This window comes from Acinetobacter sp. ATCC 27244 (assembly GCF_000156555.1).
Lineage (GTDB): Bacteria > Pseudomonadota > Gammaproteobacteria > Pseudomonadales > Moraxellaceae > Acinetobacter > Acinetobacter haemolyticus.
On the sequence record NZ_GG665955.1, the window covers coordinates 36863 to 51766 of the forward strand.

Sequence of the window (14904 nt, forward strand, 5' to 3'; positions counted from 1 at the left end):
CTGATCACACTTTTTCGATACTCGTAAATGTCATCTGCAACCTGCGTGGTATAAATAAAATACAAGGCTTCGTACACTAGATCAAAAGAAAAAAATGAAAGAAGTCAACAGGTTTTGCAGATGACAAATGGTTTTGCCTACTTTTCCCGAAATGAGAAACATCGTTTCGTAAGGTAGGTCGCCGAAGGCATATCCTGAAAATGGATGAGTACTCGGCACGATTCCGTTAGATCTATAAAATAGGTTTTATCTTAAACTTGTCAAAATCTAAAATATATTGCGAGAACTTTCATTTCAAGCAAGATTGAACGTTGAGTAAATAAAATCTTCAATTACTTGCACAGTCTGCTCCACCATAAAACATGGAAAACCATGAGAAGCATCATCAATAGAAACAACAGTTAGATTTTTTGCAGCTAAATTCTGGATATTTTGGGCAACTTGGTAAGGAACTAAAGCATCATGCTCTGCGAAGACATGTAACTGCCTACCTTGATAGTTTTCATAGACTTTAACTAGATTTAATTGTTCCAACAGCTGCAACCCATCCCGAAGCAATGCAATTGGTTGAGGAAGAATCAATTTTTGCATAGCTAAGAAGTCTTTTTTTGCTGAACTAGCACCTTGACAGACTAACAAACCAAAACGCTTTAAAGTCGTAATTGCATCATGTTCAAATGACTGTTTAAACTGCATAAAAGTTTCTACTGGCATGGCTGTCGTCCAATCAGCTTGCGCGACAAAACATGGATTCGAAGCCAAAGTGATTAACGTCTTCTGTTCTGCATATTGTTGCTGGATATGATCGACTAATATTGTTGCCAGTTGACCACCCAGTGACCATCCCACAATGACATCAAATTTTACTGCGAGCTCAACATGCTGTTGCAGGATTTCATTATCTAGCGCATTAAAGATATTAATTCGTTCAACGATATGTCCTTTTTGCTCCAATCCGTCATGTAAAGGTTTTAATAATTCAGATCCACCACCCCATCCAGTGATGAGTAAAATTTTATACTTCAACTTATGACCCAATCATTCAAACTTAAAAAAATAATATCTCTTTATAATCATTATTTTCTAAATCTACCAATAGATTTGCGGGAATTACTCTCTCCCAATTTTGTTTGAACTGTTTATGAACCTTATCAATTTCAAAAGGACTATTTCGTGCAACTTGCTGAGCATGAGCAATGTCATTCGCTCGCATATATGCGATTAAATAATTATTCCCATCCAATTCTAAATGAAACCAAGATTCAATTGTCACACCTTCTGCTTGTAAGGTCTGAATAGCTTCATCTTTCCGTTGTTCAATTTCTCTTTTCCATGCTTCTACATTTATTAAGCTATCTTGCTTTAATTTGATCAAAACTGCGCCCACGTCCATTTCTTTTCCTTTATTTATTACCCTCTACTTTTACACTGATATAGCGTAAAACCTCTGTAAAAAATTTACTAACACATCAAATTTCTAAATTTGCTAAAGTAAGTATCTATCATACGTTGAGATCATGATGATGAACACAATAAAGTCCAAAGTTCTTATAGTGTGTAGTTCACTGTTTTTATTGACTACACCCAGTTTAAGCTCCGCACAAAATACTTTGTTTTCTAAACAGAATACAGCACAAAAAGAATGGGTTGGACACTCAGCACCAGATTTCAAATTACAAGATCAAAATGGCAAATGGCATACCCTAGATCAATATAAAGGTAAGTGGATCGTACTTTATTTTTACCCTAAAGATGACACAGCTGGATGTACTCAAGAAGCCAATCAATTCAAAGCACTCTACCCTGAGTTTTTACAATCAAATGCTGTTGTACTAGGCGCCAGTTTAGACGATGTTGCTTCACATCAAAAATTTTCAGAAAAGCTAGGCTTACCCTTTCCAATTCTGGCAGATGAAAAAGGAACGCTTGCTGGAAAATTTGGCATCGTGAGAAATCTAGGTATTACTAAAATCGCTAAACGAGAAAGCTTTCTAATTGATCCAAAAGGTGCGGTGATATATCACTATACAAGTGTTAATACACAAACTCATGCTGATCAGGTTCTAAAAGACCTAAAAACCTTGCAAAAAAATAAATCATGATTGTATAAAAAACTCAGCCAAGGCTGAGTTTTTTCAAATATCTTACATTTGCGATTGAATATAATTCTGTAAGCCAATCAACTCGATCAAACGTAGTTGTTTTTCTAACCAATAGGTGTGATCCTCTTCCGTGTCTGAAAGTTGCTGACGCAACATATCTCGGCTAATAAAATCACCTTTCTCTTCACACAACTTAATACCTATCGCTAGTTTCTCACGAACATGATATTCAAGTGCTAAATCTGCTTTTAAACAACTTACAACATCCGTACCAACATTGATGTCTTCGCGGTTCATATTTGGTTTTGCTTCTAAAAAAAGAACACGACGAATAATCGCATCAGCATGAGATGCTTCTTCTTGCATTTCATGGTCAATACGCTCATAAATCTTGGTTAAACCCCAATCTTCATACATTCTTGAATGAATTAAATATTGATCACGAGCAGCCAATTCACCGCCAATGAGCATATTTAAATAGTCGACGACTTCTGGATTGCCACGCATAATATTTACTCCTATCGATTAACGTTATTATGCGTAAGTTTGAATAAAATTGCAAAAATCAAAAACACGTAAACCCATGATTTTTATAAAATTAAAATGAGAAACATACGCATTTACAGTTCTAATTAATCCAATTTATTGAAATAAAATAAGCGCTTGCAATCAACTCATGTATTTAAATAGCTATGAAAGATCAAAAACCGCTTTATTTTAATTTTTGTAACGGTTAGCAATGCTTCTTATTTAACTCATTTTTCAAGTAAAAAAGTAAGAAATTCTTTCAACCATTGTGTATTTAGATAAAATTCGTTAAATAGAATCACTTACAAAAAAGTATCATGCGGATATACAAAATGGATAAAAGCAAACCGATTTTAGTTACTGGGGCAACCGGTTATATTGCTGGTTGGATTATTGAACGACTTTTGAATCAAGGATACATCGTTCATGCAACGGTTCGAGATCCATCAAAAAAGGATAAAATCCAACATCTGTACGACATCGCAGAAAAATCTTCAGGGCAAATTCATTTTTTTAAAGCAGACTTACTACAAGCTGGCGCTTTTGATGAGTCTATGAAAGGATGTGAAATCGTTATTCATACCGCCTCACCTTTCGTTGTGACCAACTATAAAGATGCGGTCAAAGATATTATTGAACCAGCTGTAATCGGTACTGAGAATGTACTAAACAGCGTCAATCGAACTGAATCAGTCAAACGTGTGGTACTGACATCAAGTATTGCATCAACTTATGGCGATGCGATTGAGATTCTTGATACTAAAAACAATGAATTTGATGAAAGCCACTGGAACAATACCAGCAGTGAAACTCATCAACCTTATCCATTTTCAAAAGTTGCAGCAGAACGTAAAGCCTGGGAAATGGCTGAACAACAAAATCGTTGGGATTTAGTCTGCATTAATCCAGCATTGGTGATGGGACCATCATTAACTGCCAATACACAATCAGGTAGTGTTGAAGTTTTACAGCAATTTGCCAATGGTATGACCTTACTCGGTGTACCGCCCATGTGGAATGGCATCGTTGATGTCCGTGATGTAGCTGATGCGCATATTCAAGCAGCAAGTAACACCAATGCAAAAGGACGCTATATTATCAGTGGTGGAACTTTAAGTTTATTGGAAATGGGGAAAATCTTACGTCAGAATTTTGGCAATCGTTTTCCTTTTCCTCGTAATCAATTACCAAAATCAGCATTTAAATTATTTGGACCATTCGCTGGATTTTCGAGATCATTCGTTGAACTCAATATGGGTTATCCAATTTATTTTAATGCGAGAAAGAGTCAACAAGAGCTGGGAATACAATACCGAGATATTGAATCTAGCGTCGTTGAACACTTTCAACAATTACTCGATGATGGTGTCGTTAAAAAATATCTTTAACTCATCAAAAAGCCGCTTTTAAAGCGGCTTTTATTTGTTCAAATCTTCAACTCAATTAGGCTTGATATTGAGCCAAAAAGTCTAAAAATTCTTGCTCATTCATTACTCGAATTTCTAATTTTTGCGCTTTTTCTAATTTACTGCCTGCTTTCTCACCCGCAACTACACATTTGGTTTTACTGGATACACTGCCACTTACTCGAGCACCCAGCGCTTGAAGACGTTGTGTTGCCTCATCACGTCCCATACTTTCCAATGTTCCTGTGACGACCCAACTCTCACCATTTAATGGCTGACGAGTCGGTGCTGTTGGTGCATCCCAATGAATACCTGCTGCCATTAAACGATCTAACACTTCAATATTATGCGGTGCTTGGAAAAAGTCAGCGATCCATTCAGCGGTAATATCACCGACATCAGGCGTTTTCTTAAGGGATTCAACATCAGCTGCTTTCAAGGCATCCAAGGTTTGAAACGTATTTGCAAGCATACGTGCTGTCGTTTCACCAACACCACGAATACCCAAACCATAGATAAAACGCGCTAACGTGGTTTTCTTACTGGCATCAATTGCATCAATCAGATTCTGTACAGACTTCTCGCCCATCTTCTCAATCGTCAGAAGCTTTTCACGATGTGTATGTAAGTGATAAATATCAGCCACATCTTTCAGTAAATCAAGATGTAACAATGACTCAACCCAACGATCACCCAAACCCTCGATATCAAGAGCTTTACGTGAAACAAAGTGTCGAATGGCTTCAATACGTTGCGCAGCACAATACAAGCCACCAGAACAACGTGCTAAAGCTTCGCCTTCTGGCATGACCACTGGTGAATCACATACTGGACAATTCGTAGGGAGATGAACAATCTCCGCATCGGTAGGTCGGAACTCAGCCCAAACTTTCTCAACCTTTGGAATCACATCACCAGTACGATATACACTCACCGTGTCACCAACACGTACATCTAAACGATGAATTTCCCCGATATTGTGTAAAGTCACATTCGAAACAGTTACACCACCGACAAATACAGGTGTAAGACGAGCAACCGGTGTCAGTGTTCCGGTACGTCCGACTTGCCAATCTATATTTTCGACTTTGGTTAAAGCTGCTTGTGCTGGAAATTTATAAGCAGTTGCCCAGCGTGGTTCACGACTTAAGAAGCCCAATTGTTGTTGCTGTTTCAGGTCATCGACCTTTACCACCATGCCATCAATTTCAACATTTAAATCTGGGCGTTCTTGTTGAATCTGCTCATAACGTTGTTGAACTTCTTCAATCGACTCGCAAAGATATTGTCTTTCGGCGATTTCAAAACCAAATTTGGTAAGCCAATGCAAACTGTCATGCATCGTTGCTAAACCATGATGTGGTTGACACTGTGCGATCCCATAAGCATAGAATGCTAAAGGACGTGATGCTGCGATATTAGGATCAAGTTGTCTTAAACTACCAGCTGCAGCGTTTCGGGGGTTCGCAAAAGTTTTTTCACCTTTGGCCGCTTGATCAGCATTAAGCTTTTCAAACCCTTGTTTTGGCATTAATACTTCACCACGCACTTCTAAAAGCTGTGGTATAGCTTGAGATTGACCTGATAGAACCTTCGGCAAATTGCGAATGGTCTTCACGTTCTGAGTAATATCTTCACCAGTTTCACCATCGCCACGCGTCACGCCACGTACCAACACACCATTTTCATACCAAAGTGAGATCGCTAAACCATCTAGTTTCAGCTCGACTTCATATTGCACTTTCTGATTGGGTAAACGTTCATCTATGCGACGGGCAAAAGCAAATAACTCTTCTTGATTAAAGACATTGCCCAATGACAACATCGGCACTACATGGGTCACACTTTCAAATTTCGACAGTGCTTGACCACCCACTTTATTGGTTGGGGTATCCGCTTGGATGCATTCAGGATATTGTTGTTCTAATGCTTTAAGCTGATGAAATAAATGGTCATATTCACTATCTGAAATTGAAGGTTGATCCATCACATAGTAAGCATGATTGTGTTTTGCAATGAGCTGAATCAATTGACGCATTTGCTCAATCACTGAATTATGTTCCATTTACTTTTCACCATATAAAAGGGCGGAAAAACCGCCCTATAACTTTTCACTCAATTCATTATAAAAGATTAATTAGGTCGCTGCTTGATTTGAACGATAGTCAATCACATGATGACGCCAATGTTCTTTCAATTGCGGTGTAAATTCTAAGTTATTTTCATCATAGACTTTACCATCAACTTCACGCGCAATTAAACCTGCAATACTGGTCATCATGTCATAACCCGTAACAGCTTTGCTATTCGGTAAAGCCAAGAAAAATGCTAAGCCTTGAACTTGTTCACCTGACAATGTTTCCAAATCGAAACCTGCAGGCCCATGATCGGTAATACGTAAGACAGAGAACATTAAAGCACTTGGCTCATCGGTATTTTCATAACGATGGAAGCAAGACATTTCTCCATAGCGTAAACCATATTTGAGTAAAACTTTTAACGCTTTATCACCAGACAAGGCACGGCGAGGATTTGGATAAACATTTAATGCAATAATTTGTTCAGCTGTTGCCAATGCACTTTCATCATCATAACGCTGTTGTTCATGCAAATGTACATCCAGAATATTGCTTTCTCCATCAAATTCAGCGATTTCAACCGTTTCAATATTAGGATTTAAACTCAGCTCTGGTTCACTTTTAACTTGCTCTGACTGAGTTTCCTCTGTGGTTTTATCCGACTCTTCAACCTTCACAACTTGTTCGGTAAGTGATGGGGCAGTTTCTGTCGTTTCCTGTGTCAATTTCTCTTCTTCAGTACCTGTTTCCGAGGTAACTACAACCTCACTGCTGGTGTCTTCGGCTTTCTCATCTAGCTGTTGTTCGACTTTTTCTTCAACAATCACCTCTTGTTTTGGTGATTCATCTTGTGGTTCGACCCCAACCACTTCATCATTTAAACGAGGTTCAACACGTGCGCTTGGACTCGCCACGTCATTTTGTAGCAGTTGGTCTCGTACATGACGAGGAATTACAGGCTGATTACTTTCAGGATTAATATGTAATTCTGCTTCTAATGAAGGTTCAACTGGTTTTGGTTTTCTTAAAATCATGGTCAAACCAACAAGCATAATCACAACGGCGACAACAATGCCTATTATTGTATTCACTTCCATACTAGGACTCCGCAACTAACCCGTATTCTTTTGCCTGTTTAGGGGGGAATGATGACTATTTCAGCCATGCCTGCGTTATTGGCTAAAACCACGTAAACAAGGCATGAAATGCAGACAATGGTACTTCCCTTGTCAAATTTCATAACGAAGTTTACGGCAGTTTTAGCCATAATCCTGAGCAAGAGCAAAGCACTGCTTTGATCGCAGCGCAAGGCGAAGCTCAAGGACAGGGACATTTTTTGCCGCTGCGTTGTTACTCATTACTTATTTAGAATAACTAAATTACGTAATTCGTGCCTAGCATCGCCTAAGAAATGTCCTCTGTCGCAAGCATGTGTGGAATATCAACATCCCCCAGATCAACAGTCACTAATTTTGATGTACCTGGCTCTGGCATGGTTACACCCAACAAATCTGTCGCCATTGTCATTGCCAATTTATTATGTGTAATGTAAATGAATTGCACTTGTTCAGAAAGCTCTTTTACCAAATTACAATACCGCTGCACATTTGCATCATCCAATGGCGCATCGACCTCATCCAAAACACAAAATGGTGCTGGATTTAATCTAAAGATCGCAAAAACCAAAGCTAAAGCAGTTAAAGTCTTTTCTCCACCTGAAAGTAGGGCCAAGGAACTATTCCGCTTACCAGGTGGGCGCGCCATCAACTTTACGCCTGATTGCCAATCATCTTCGAGGCTGAGTGTCGCTTCACCACCACCAAACACTTTCGGAAACAACATTTGTAACTCTTGATTGACCTGATCAAATGTTGTCATAAACAACTTACGTGTTTCTTGATCAATACTCTTCATCGCAGCTTTGAGCTGATCTACAGTATTTTGCAAATCCTGCATTTGATGATTGAGTTCATCAAAACGCTGAGAAACTTCCTCATATTCTTGTGAAGCTGCCAAATTCACCGCACCAATTTTTTCAAATTGTTGCTGTGCTTTTTCAAGTTTCTGCTGATGTTCTTTAATTTCAATCGATACATCTTGGAGAACCTCAGCGTTTAATTCTTTTAGCTGATCGAGATAGTGCTCCCGATCTGATTTAGCTGCCTGCCAAGCCAGACGCTTTTGCTCTAACTGCTCACGCACTTGTTCATCTTTTTGTTGGGCTTGATGACGTTGCTCAGTCAAATGTTGCTGTTTTTCTTGAACCTGATTCAGCTCAAGCTGCCATTCATTCCAGTTTTTTTGCAATTTTTCTGTTTGTTGAAACTGTTCTTGAAACTGCGACTCTAAATTTGGAAGCTCCAATTGAATCGGATCAACAAATTTCTTTGCCTGCTCTATTTGCTCGATAATCTGTCGATATTGTGTTTTTAAGAAAGAAATATCTTTCTCTAATAATTCAATTTGCTGATTAGCCTGTGAGGTTTGACGGCGAAGTGTCTCTCGTTGCTGCTGTTGTTGTGTGAGTTGCTGTTGCTGCTCATCTAACTGTTCATTCAGACTTTCAACCTGAAACTGCAAGGTTTTATAGTTCGGTAAAACCGCTTCTAATTTGAGTGCAAGAGCATGTAGATCAATCTCTAAATCATCACGCTGCATTGCATCTTCTTCGAGTTGCACATCCAATTGTTTAAGTTGATCTGCTAACTGTTGTTGCTGTACCACAAATGCCTGTGCCGTACTTTGTAGCTTGGCAATTTGCACATCGAGTTGTTGTAACTCTTTTTGCTTTTGCTTCAGACTTTGCTGTTGTTGCTCTAAGGTCTGCTGTTGCTGCTGCAAGCTTTGCTGTTGTTGCGAAAATTGATTTTCCAAATCAAGTAACTGTGGCTGCTTTTCTGCAAGTTGCTGTTCGATTTCCTCTAAACGCACTTGATGGCTTAGCACGCCCTGTGCACTTTGACTATCTTCATCATAATGCAGACCAATCATCCAATCCGCACCAATATGATAACCATCAAGCGTCAGAATTGATTGTGCATGATTAAGATCAGACTGATAACCCAATGCTGTCGTTAAATCATCTGCAACGGCAACATTTGCCCAGAGCGAAGATTGGGGAGCTTCAATAAAATCACTTAAACACCGCAGTTGTTGTATTTGAATCTTTTGCTGCGTAGATGATTTTAACTGACGCGCCACATCTTCTTGGAATGTTTGTCCACTCTCAATCAGCTGCGCTTGCAACCATTTAGCTAAAAATTTTTCAATGATCACAGCATGAGCTTTGCCTTGAGCAGTTAAACGCAAGCTTTGCATCAACCGTACTGCATTCTGATCATGCTTTGGACTTTGTTTTGCAACGAATTGATTTAAGTTTTTTTGTTCAGCCAATAAAACCTGAATCTCTGTTTTTAGGCTTTGTAAATCCGTCTTATTTGACTGTTGCTGATCTTGCTGTGTCTGTACCTCGTACTGTAACTGGTCAATTGCAGTTTCTAACAGAACAATTTCCTGCTGCAATTGTTGCTGTAATTGTTCGAGCTGTTCTTGCTCATCATTCTGAACTTGTGCACGAATCTGACTGGTTTGTACTTGTAAGGTCTGCTTTTGTTGTTCAAGTCTTGAAATATTTTTCGTCAATTGCTCAATTTGCGCTACCATTTGCAACTTTTTTTGCTGTTGCTGCTCAACTTGAGTCTTGAGTTGCTCAAATTGCTGTTGGGCTTGTTTTTGCTGGGCTTGAACATCCGTAAAGTTTTGCTCAGATGATTGCGTTTGCTGTTCTAATGCCAGCAATGTTTCATTTTGCTCATCAAACTGAGTGCTAAGCGTTTCTACCTGTAACTCTGATAATTGTAAGCGCTCTTTGGTTTGAAGTTTTTGCTGCTCAAGTTGAGCCAAACTACTACTATTTTGCTGAAATAGACTTTGTTTCTGCTCCAGTGTCATTTTCAGTTCAGCAAGTTTTTTCTCTGCCTGCTGCCATTCCTGCTGCAAAGGCGATGATTGTTGAATTAGACGCTGGAATAATGCACTGGTCGCTTCAAGGTCATGCTCAATGGTATTTGACTCAGAACGAACCAGTTTGAAACGCTCACCAAGTTCTGTCATTTCAACTGTATATTCTTGTTGTAACTTGTGACTTTGATTGGCTTGAAAAGAAAGGATTTCAATTTTTAAATGACGAATTTGGCTTTCTAACGTTTTATATTGAATTGCAGCTTCAGACTGACGTTTTAGCGTTCTTAGCTGTGATTTTAACTCGACAGCGATATCTTCTAAACGCGCTAGATTCTGTTCGGTATGTTCTAAATGCTGTAGCGTCTCACGACGACGTGCCTGATAGCGGGAAACGCCTGCCGCTTCTTCAATAAACACACGCATTTCTTCAGGTTTGGCTTCGACCAGACGGCTAATCATGCCCTGCTCAATCACCGCATAAGAACGCGGTCCTAAGCCTGTACCCAAGAAAATATCGGTAATATCACGACGACGACATCGTGTACCATTTAAGAAGTATTCCGACTTACCTTCACGCGTCACTTGACGACGAACAGCAAGCTCATTGTAAGCATTATAAGCGCCGCCTAATTTGCCATAGGTATTATCAAAACGAAGTTCTACACTGGCCACACCGACAGGCTTTCGCTTGGATGTCCCTGTGAAAATAACATCCTGCATACTGCCGCCACGCAATTGACGTGCGTTGGACTCGCCCATAACCCAACGAATCGCATCAATGACATTCGACTTTCCACAACCGTTCGGCCCAACAACCGCAGTACGGTTGGCCTTAAAATGTAAAGTGGTACTATCGGCAAAAGATTTAAAGCCTGAAAGTTTTAAACTGCTTAAACGCATACTGCCCTAACTAACGGCGTGAGCGTCTCGCCCAAGCCAATTCAATCTGTTTCATACGTGTCAGAGATTCCAACACAAGGTTACGCAAGTGTCGACAAAAATCTTCCATAAATAAAGCAGCTTGTTGTGATTTTCGGATCAAAATAGCATCAATCACGAGCTTAAATAGCGTAAATGATTCTTGCAGCTCACGACGTGAGGTATTTAAGGTCAAAAAATAACTACGACGTAGAGATGGCAACAGTTCTTTATAGAATTGCATTAAATAAGGATTTGCTACCATGTCATGCTGTTCAGCTAAATAATTAAAAATCGCATCATAAAATTTCTCAATATCTCCAGCTCTTACAAATTCAACCAACTGATCCAACATAACTTGCAATTGTTCAGCTTCGTTGACACGCCATGTCTCACTAATCCGCTGCACAATATGCCCAAGCACCATGACGTTGGTATCAAACAAGGCTTTAACCTGTTGAGCGGACATTTCAGAAACAATCGCACCACGACGTGGGAAAATTTCGATCAGATAAGTACGTTCTAGTAATAATAATGCTTCACGGACAGAACCCCGACTGACATCCAATTCTTTAGCGATACGTAATTCTTGGATGCGTTCACCCTCAACCAACTCACCGCTAATGATTTGTTCACTAATATATTTTGCAATCTGTTCAGAAAGACTATCAGCCTCTTCAAGATTCATGGGCCCCTCGCTATCTTTGTTATACGCATTGTCCAATGCTATTTGCGCTTTTTTGTTTTAACTGATCTGGCGCTATAAATTCTATATCATTGTCTGACAATTTTATTGCTTTTTAAGCCAATCATATGGAAAAAAACCACGCAGCCCCCTGTTTTCAATAAAAACATTAACTTTTCTACTTTTAATATCAAATATTTATGTATAAATTTTAGCGATCAACCATATATCTGAAACATAAAACCAATAAAGAAATTATTGATGTAAATCACATTAAATAAAATTTAATCCAAACAAGTCACACAAAACCCATATTCATCTTGGTAATTTCCAATAAGTTCACAAAAGCTGCGTTTTTTTAACCAAAGGGCTTAAAAAAGCCCTTTATATACAAAATAACAGCCTACTGTGACTAGCAGCCCTGCAAAACATTTTTTTAACATCGCTGGAGACAAACGATGAGCCACTCGCGCACCGACTTTCGCAGTAATAAAACTCATTATGCTAATGCCTATAAAAGCATAAATATGAACATAACCAATGGTGTTTGGTACCTCGACCTGTTGCTTTGTGCCAAACCACATAAACCCCACTGCACCAGCAACCGCGATCGGTAAACCACATGCCGCAGAAGTTGCGACTGCTTTTTGCATTACCACGCCATATCGATTTAGGAAAGGAACCGTTAAGCTCCCCCCACCGATACCAAAAATTGCAGATGCGACTCCAATTCCGCCTCCTGCAGCCAATTGAATCGGAGCGGATGGTAAATGGCGATTTGGGTCTACTACACCATGTGCACCTCTAAACATTTTAAATGCCATCCAAATTGCAAATATACCAATCACCAATTGCAAATGCTGACCAGACATAAGATCTGCAATACCAGCTCCTAAAAATGAACCTAGAACCAAACCTGGTGCCAAATTACGAAAAACCGACCACAAGACTGCCCCTTTTTTATGATGAGCCATCACTGAACTGATCGAAGTCACAATAATCGTCGCCAAAGATGTTCCTACGGCAATATGCATGATGACGTTAGGGTCATAATTTAGTTGAGTAAAGACAATATATAAAATTGGAACAATAATTAATCCACCACCCACACCAAACAGCCCTGCGGTAAATCCAGCAATTGCACCAATCAGCAAATATATGATTAACTCCATAAATACATGACCACTCTACTTAAAAATGATGGATGATTTCGTAACACGTCAACTACAGCAATTGCTTAGTGCCAAAGGCCAATTTCCCGAAGTGGTTTTACTCAAAACTACAACCACATCAACCAACGATGATATGCGTGAAATTGCTCGAAAAGGTATAAGCACAGGATTGGTGTGCAGTGAACAACAAACACAAGGTCGCGGTCAACACCAAAGAGCCTGGTCATCACCAGAAGGCAATATTTATTTAAGCACATTGATTCAAAGTCAAACGGCCTTGGATGGTCGCCTCGCGCTTGAAGTTGCATTAAATATTTTACAAATGCCAAGTCTGCACAGTTTAAATCTACAAGTGAAATGGCCCAATGATTTATATAGTCCTCAAGGTAAATGGGGCGGAATCTTGGTTGAACCTTTATCAAGCAATCAAGCAATTGTCGGTGTAGGCATTAACCTCAACACACCGCCCGTCGAAAATGCAGATCAAGCGATCACGTCACTGCATATGCTTGGCTTACAACAAATTGATCGACTTACATTGATTGCAGAATTGTATACAGCGATTCAACAAGCAGCTCAATGGTTTGAACATGGCTCTTATAACTTAGCTGAACGCTTCAATCATCATGCGATTTGGATCAACCAACCCGTTGAATTTGAACATACTCAAGGCAAAGTTCAAGGTATTTTTCAAGGGATTTCAAATGATGGTGCTGTCCTTATCCGTACAGATCACACGCAAACTTTTTATCAAGGTCGGTTAAGACTTACATCGCATTAAGGAATAAAACCACTTATGAAAAGTTTATGGCTAGATATCGGCAATACACGTCTTAAATATTGGATAACTGAAGGTGAGCATGTCATTGAGCATGCCGCTGAACTACATTTACAATCCCCAGCAGATCTACTCTTAGGTTTGATCCAACATTTTCGCTACCAAAACCTCAGTCGTGTCGGAATTTCTTCGGTATTGGACAGTGAGAATAATCAACGTATTCAAAGTATTCTTGATATCCTTGATATACCCGTCATTTTTGCAAAAGTGCATGCAAATTATGCAGGTTTGCAATGTGGTTATGATGTACCAAACCAACTCGGGATTGATCGTTGGTTACAAGTTTTGGCAGTTGCGCATGCAAATGAAAACTATTGCGTAATTGGTTGTGGAACTGCTCTAACAATCGACCTAGTAGAAGGTATGCAGCATCTTGGTGGATATATCTTACCGAACTTATATTTACAACGAGATGCACTCATCCAAAATACCAAAGGCATTAAAATTCCTGATTCGGCTTTTGATAATTTAAAACCAGGGCACAACACCGTCGATGCCGTCCATCATGGCATTTTATTGGGACTGATCAGTAGCATTGATCAAATTATGCAGCAATCCCCAAAGAAACTTATTTTAACGGGTGGAGATGCAAATTTATTTGCAAAGTTCCTGAATCATTACCAACCACAAGTTGAACCAGATTTACTTCTAAAAGGCTTACGACAATATGTTCAATTTAATTCAACTTTGAGTAAGGCTTGAATAATGGGTAAAAGTTGAGGAAATTCTGAATAACCATCTTCTGCACGAAAATGTCCAGCTTGTGCCACTTCGATCAACTGCGCATTGAGTAAATGTGAAAACTTAAAACTAAATGGAACAGGTACTATTGGATTGTTACTCGAAAAAATAACGACTCTACGCTGGATATTTAACCGCAATATTCCAACATCGATTTTACAATGATTTATAAATGAATCTAATGCTGGATAATTTGGAATTGACTCATTAAAACCAGCAATAAATATGCCTGCCTTTATCGTTTTTTGTTGCAGTTTTTTCGTCAGATATCGAGCAACCGCTACACACGAAAGCCCATGCGCCACAACTATACTTTGTTCATCCATTTTTTTTAACTGTGCTTCCAAACAGGTCTGCCAAATCTCAGGATCTGGATGACTCGCATCTGCTAAAAAAATTCGCTCAACAGTAACATTAAGCAATTTGAGCTGTTGTTCCAACCAAACATACCAGTGCTGATCTGGATCAGCGTT

Annotated in this window: 13 protein-coding genes; 4 read left to right on the forward strand and 9 right to left on the reverse strand. The window is 39.2% G+C overall.

Annotated elements, in window-relative coordinates:
- Window positions 1–294: 294 nt before the first annotated feature.
- Together HMPREF0023_RS08425 and HMPREF0023_RS08430 are read right to left on the reverse strand one after the other, a co-directional pair.
- Window positions 295–1038 (reverse strand): hydrolase, encoded by a 744-nt coding sequence (locus HMPREF0023_RS08425; RefSeq protein WP_008941834.1) that lies wholly within the window; start codon window positions 1036–1038, stop codon window positions 295–297.
- Between the two features lie 10 nt (window positions 1039–1048).
- Window positions 1049–1393, reverse strand: a complete 345-nt coding sequence (locus HMPREF0023_RS08430) for a DUF6176 family protein (RefSeq protein ID WP_008941835.1) — start codon at window positions 1391–1393, stop codon at window positions 1049–1051.
- A gap of 127 nt (window positions 1394–1520) precedes the next feature.
- Here HMPREF0023_RS08430 and HMPREF0023_RS08435 point away from each other — a divergent pair, with 127 nt between their 5' ends.
- On the forward strand, window positions 1521–2102 hold the full coding sequence (locus HMPREF0023_RS08435; RefSeq protein WP_005081431.1) for a peroxiredoxin: 582 nt from the start codon (window positions 1521–1523) through the stop codon (window positions 2100–2102).
- Window positions 2103–2144: 42 nt separating this feature from the next.
- Here the strand turns inward: HMPREF0023_RS08435 and ftn are convergent, their stop codons facing one another.
- The gene (ftn, locus tag HMPREF0023_RS08440; RefSeq protein ID WP_004638102.1) at window positions 2145–2609 is read right to left on the reverse strand and encodes a heteropolymeric bacterioferritin subunit Ftn; all 465 of its coding nucleotides are present in this window, start codon (window positions 2607–2609) and stop codon (window positions 2145–2147) included.
- A 353-nt stretch (window positions 2610–2962) separates the two neighbouring features.
- On the opposite strand from ftn, the gene HMPREF0023_RS08445 reads away from it, so the two are divergent.
- Window positions 2963–4018 (forward strand): SDR family oxidoreductase, encoded by a 1056-nt coding sequence (locus tag HMPREF0023_RS08445; RefSeq protein ID WP_017396565.1) that lies wholly within the window; start codon window positions 2963–2965, stop codon window positions 4016–4018.
- Window positions 4019–4073: 55 nt separating this feature from the next.
- On the opposite strand, the gene ligA is transcribed toward HMPREF0023_RS08445, so the two are convergent.
- The 5 genes from ligA to HMPREF0023_RS08470 form a co-directional block, all read right to left on the reverse strand.
- Window positions 4074–6101, reverse strand: coding sequence for an NAD-dependent DNA ligase LigA (gene ligA, locus HMPREF0023_RS08450; RefSeq protein WP_008941837.1), 2028 nt, complete (start codon window positions 6099–6101; stop codon window positions 4074–4076).
- A gap of 72 nt (window positions 6102–6173) precedes the next feature.
- Window positions 6174–7211, reverse strand: coding sequence for a cell division protein ZipA C-terminal FtsZ-binding domain-containing protein (locus HMPREF0023_RS08455; RefSeq protein WP_008941838.1), 1038 nt, complete (start codon window positions 7209–7211; stop codon window positions 6174–6176).
- Window positions 7212–7518: 307 nt separating this feature from the next.
- Complete coding sequence (smc, locus tag HMPREF0023_RS08460; protein ID WP_008941839.1) at window positions 7519–10977, reverse strand: chromosome segregation protein SMC; 3459 nt, start codon at window positions 10975–10977, stop codon at window positions 7519–7521.
- Between the two features lie 10 nt (window positions 10978–10987).
- Window positions 10988–11683, reverse strand: a complete 696-nt coding sequence (locus HMPREF0023_RS08465; protein ID WP_005081419.1) for a GntR family transcriptional regulator — start codon at window positions 11681–11683, stop codon at window positions 10988–10990.
- A gap of 368 nt (window positions 11684–12051) precedes the next feature.
- Window positions 12052–12852, reverse strand: coding sequence for a sulfite exporter TauE/SafE family protein (locus tag HMPREF0023_RS08470; RefSeq protein ID WP_005081417.1), 801 nt, complete (start codon window positions 12850–12852; stop codon window positions 12052–12054).
- A gap of 25 nt (window positions 12853–12877) precedes the next feature.
- Here HMPREF0023_RS08470 and HMPREF0023_RS08475 point away from each other — a divergent pair, with 25 nt between their 5' ends.
- Both HMPREF0023_RS08475 and HMPREF0023_RS08480 read left to right on the forward strand, forming a co-directional pair.
- Window positions 12878–13633, forward strand: a complete 756-nt coding sequence (locus tag HMPREF0023_RS08475) for a biotin--[acetyl-CoA-carboxylase] ligase (protein WP_008941840.1) — start codon at window positions 12878–12880, stop codon at window positions 13631–13633.
- 15 nt (window positions 13634–13648) lie between these two features.
- The gene (locus HMPREF0023_RS08480; protein WP_008941841.1) at window positions 13649–14392 is read left to right on the forward strand and encodes a pantothenate kinase; all 744 of its coding nucleotides are present in this window, start codon (window positions 13649–13651) and stop codon (window positions 14390–14392) included.
- Here HMPREF0023_RS08480 and HMPREF0023_RS08485 read toward each other — a convergent pair.
- On the reverse strand, window positions 14362–14904 hold a 543-nt coding region (locus HMPREF0023_RS08485), incomplete at its 5' end, for an RBBP9/YdeN family alpha/beta hydrolase (RefSeq protein WP_008941842.1). The two genes, HMPREF0023_RS08480 and HMPREF0023_RS08485, sit on opposite strands and share 31 nt — an antisense overlap.

What these genes read in the sequence shown, in the direction of transcription:
- HMPREF0023_RS08430 (WP_008941835.1), bottom strand. Translation starts at nt 1,393, where the DNA reads ATGGACGTGGGCGCAGTTTTGATCAAATTAAAGCAAGATAGCTTAATA.
- HMPREF0023_RS08435 (WP_005081431.1), top strand. Translation starts at nt 1,521, where the DNA reads ATGATGAACACAATAAAGTCCAAAGTTCTTATAGTGTGTAGTTCACTG.
- ftn (WP_004638102.1), bottom strand. Translation starts at nt 2,609, where the DNA reads ATGCGTGGCAATCCAGAAGTCGTCGACTATTTAAATATGCTCATTGGC.
- HMPREF0023_RS08445 (WP_017396565.1), top strand. Translation starts at nt 2,963, where the DNA reads ATGGATAAAAGCAAACCGATTTTAGTTACTGGGGCAACCGGTTATATT.
- ligA (WP_008941837.1), bottom strand. Translation starts at nt 6,101, where the DNA reads ATGGAACATAATTCAGTGATTGAGCAAATGCGTCAATTGATTCAGCTC.
- HMPREF0023_RS08455 (WP_008941838.1), bottom strand. Translation starts at nt 7,211, where the DNA reads ATGGAAGTGAATACAATAATAGGCATTGTTGTCGCCGTTGTGATTATG.
- smc (WP_008941839.1), bottom strand. Translation starts at nt 10,977, where the DNA reads ATGCGTTTAAGCAGTTTAAAACTTTCAGGCTTTAAATCTTTTGCCGAT.
- HMPREF0023_RS08465 (WP_005081419.1), bottom strand. Translation starts at nt 11,683, where the DNA reads ATGAATCTTGAAGAGGCTGATAGTCTTTCTGAACAGATTGCAAAATAT.
- HMPREF0023_RS08470 (WP_005081417.1), bottom strand. Translation starts at nt 12,852, where the DNA reads ATGGAGTTAATCATATATTTGCTGATTGGTGCAATTGCTGGATTTACC.
- HMPREF0023_RS08475 (WP_008941840.1), top strand. Translation starts at nt 12,878, where the DNA reads ATGATGGATGATTTCGTAACACGTCAACTACAGCAATTGCTTAGTGCC.
- HMPREF0023_RS08480 (WP_008941841.1), top strand. Translation starts at nt 13,649, where the DNA reads ATGAAAAGTTTATGGCTAGATATCGGCAATACACGTCTTAAATATTGG.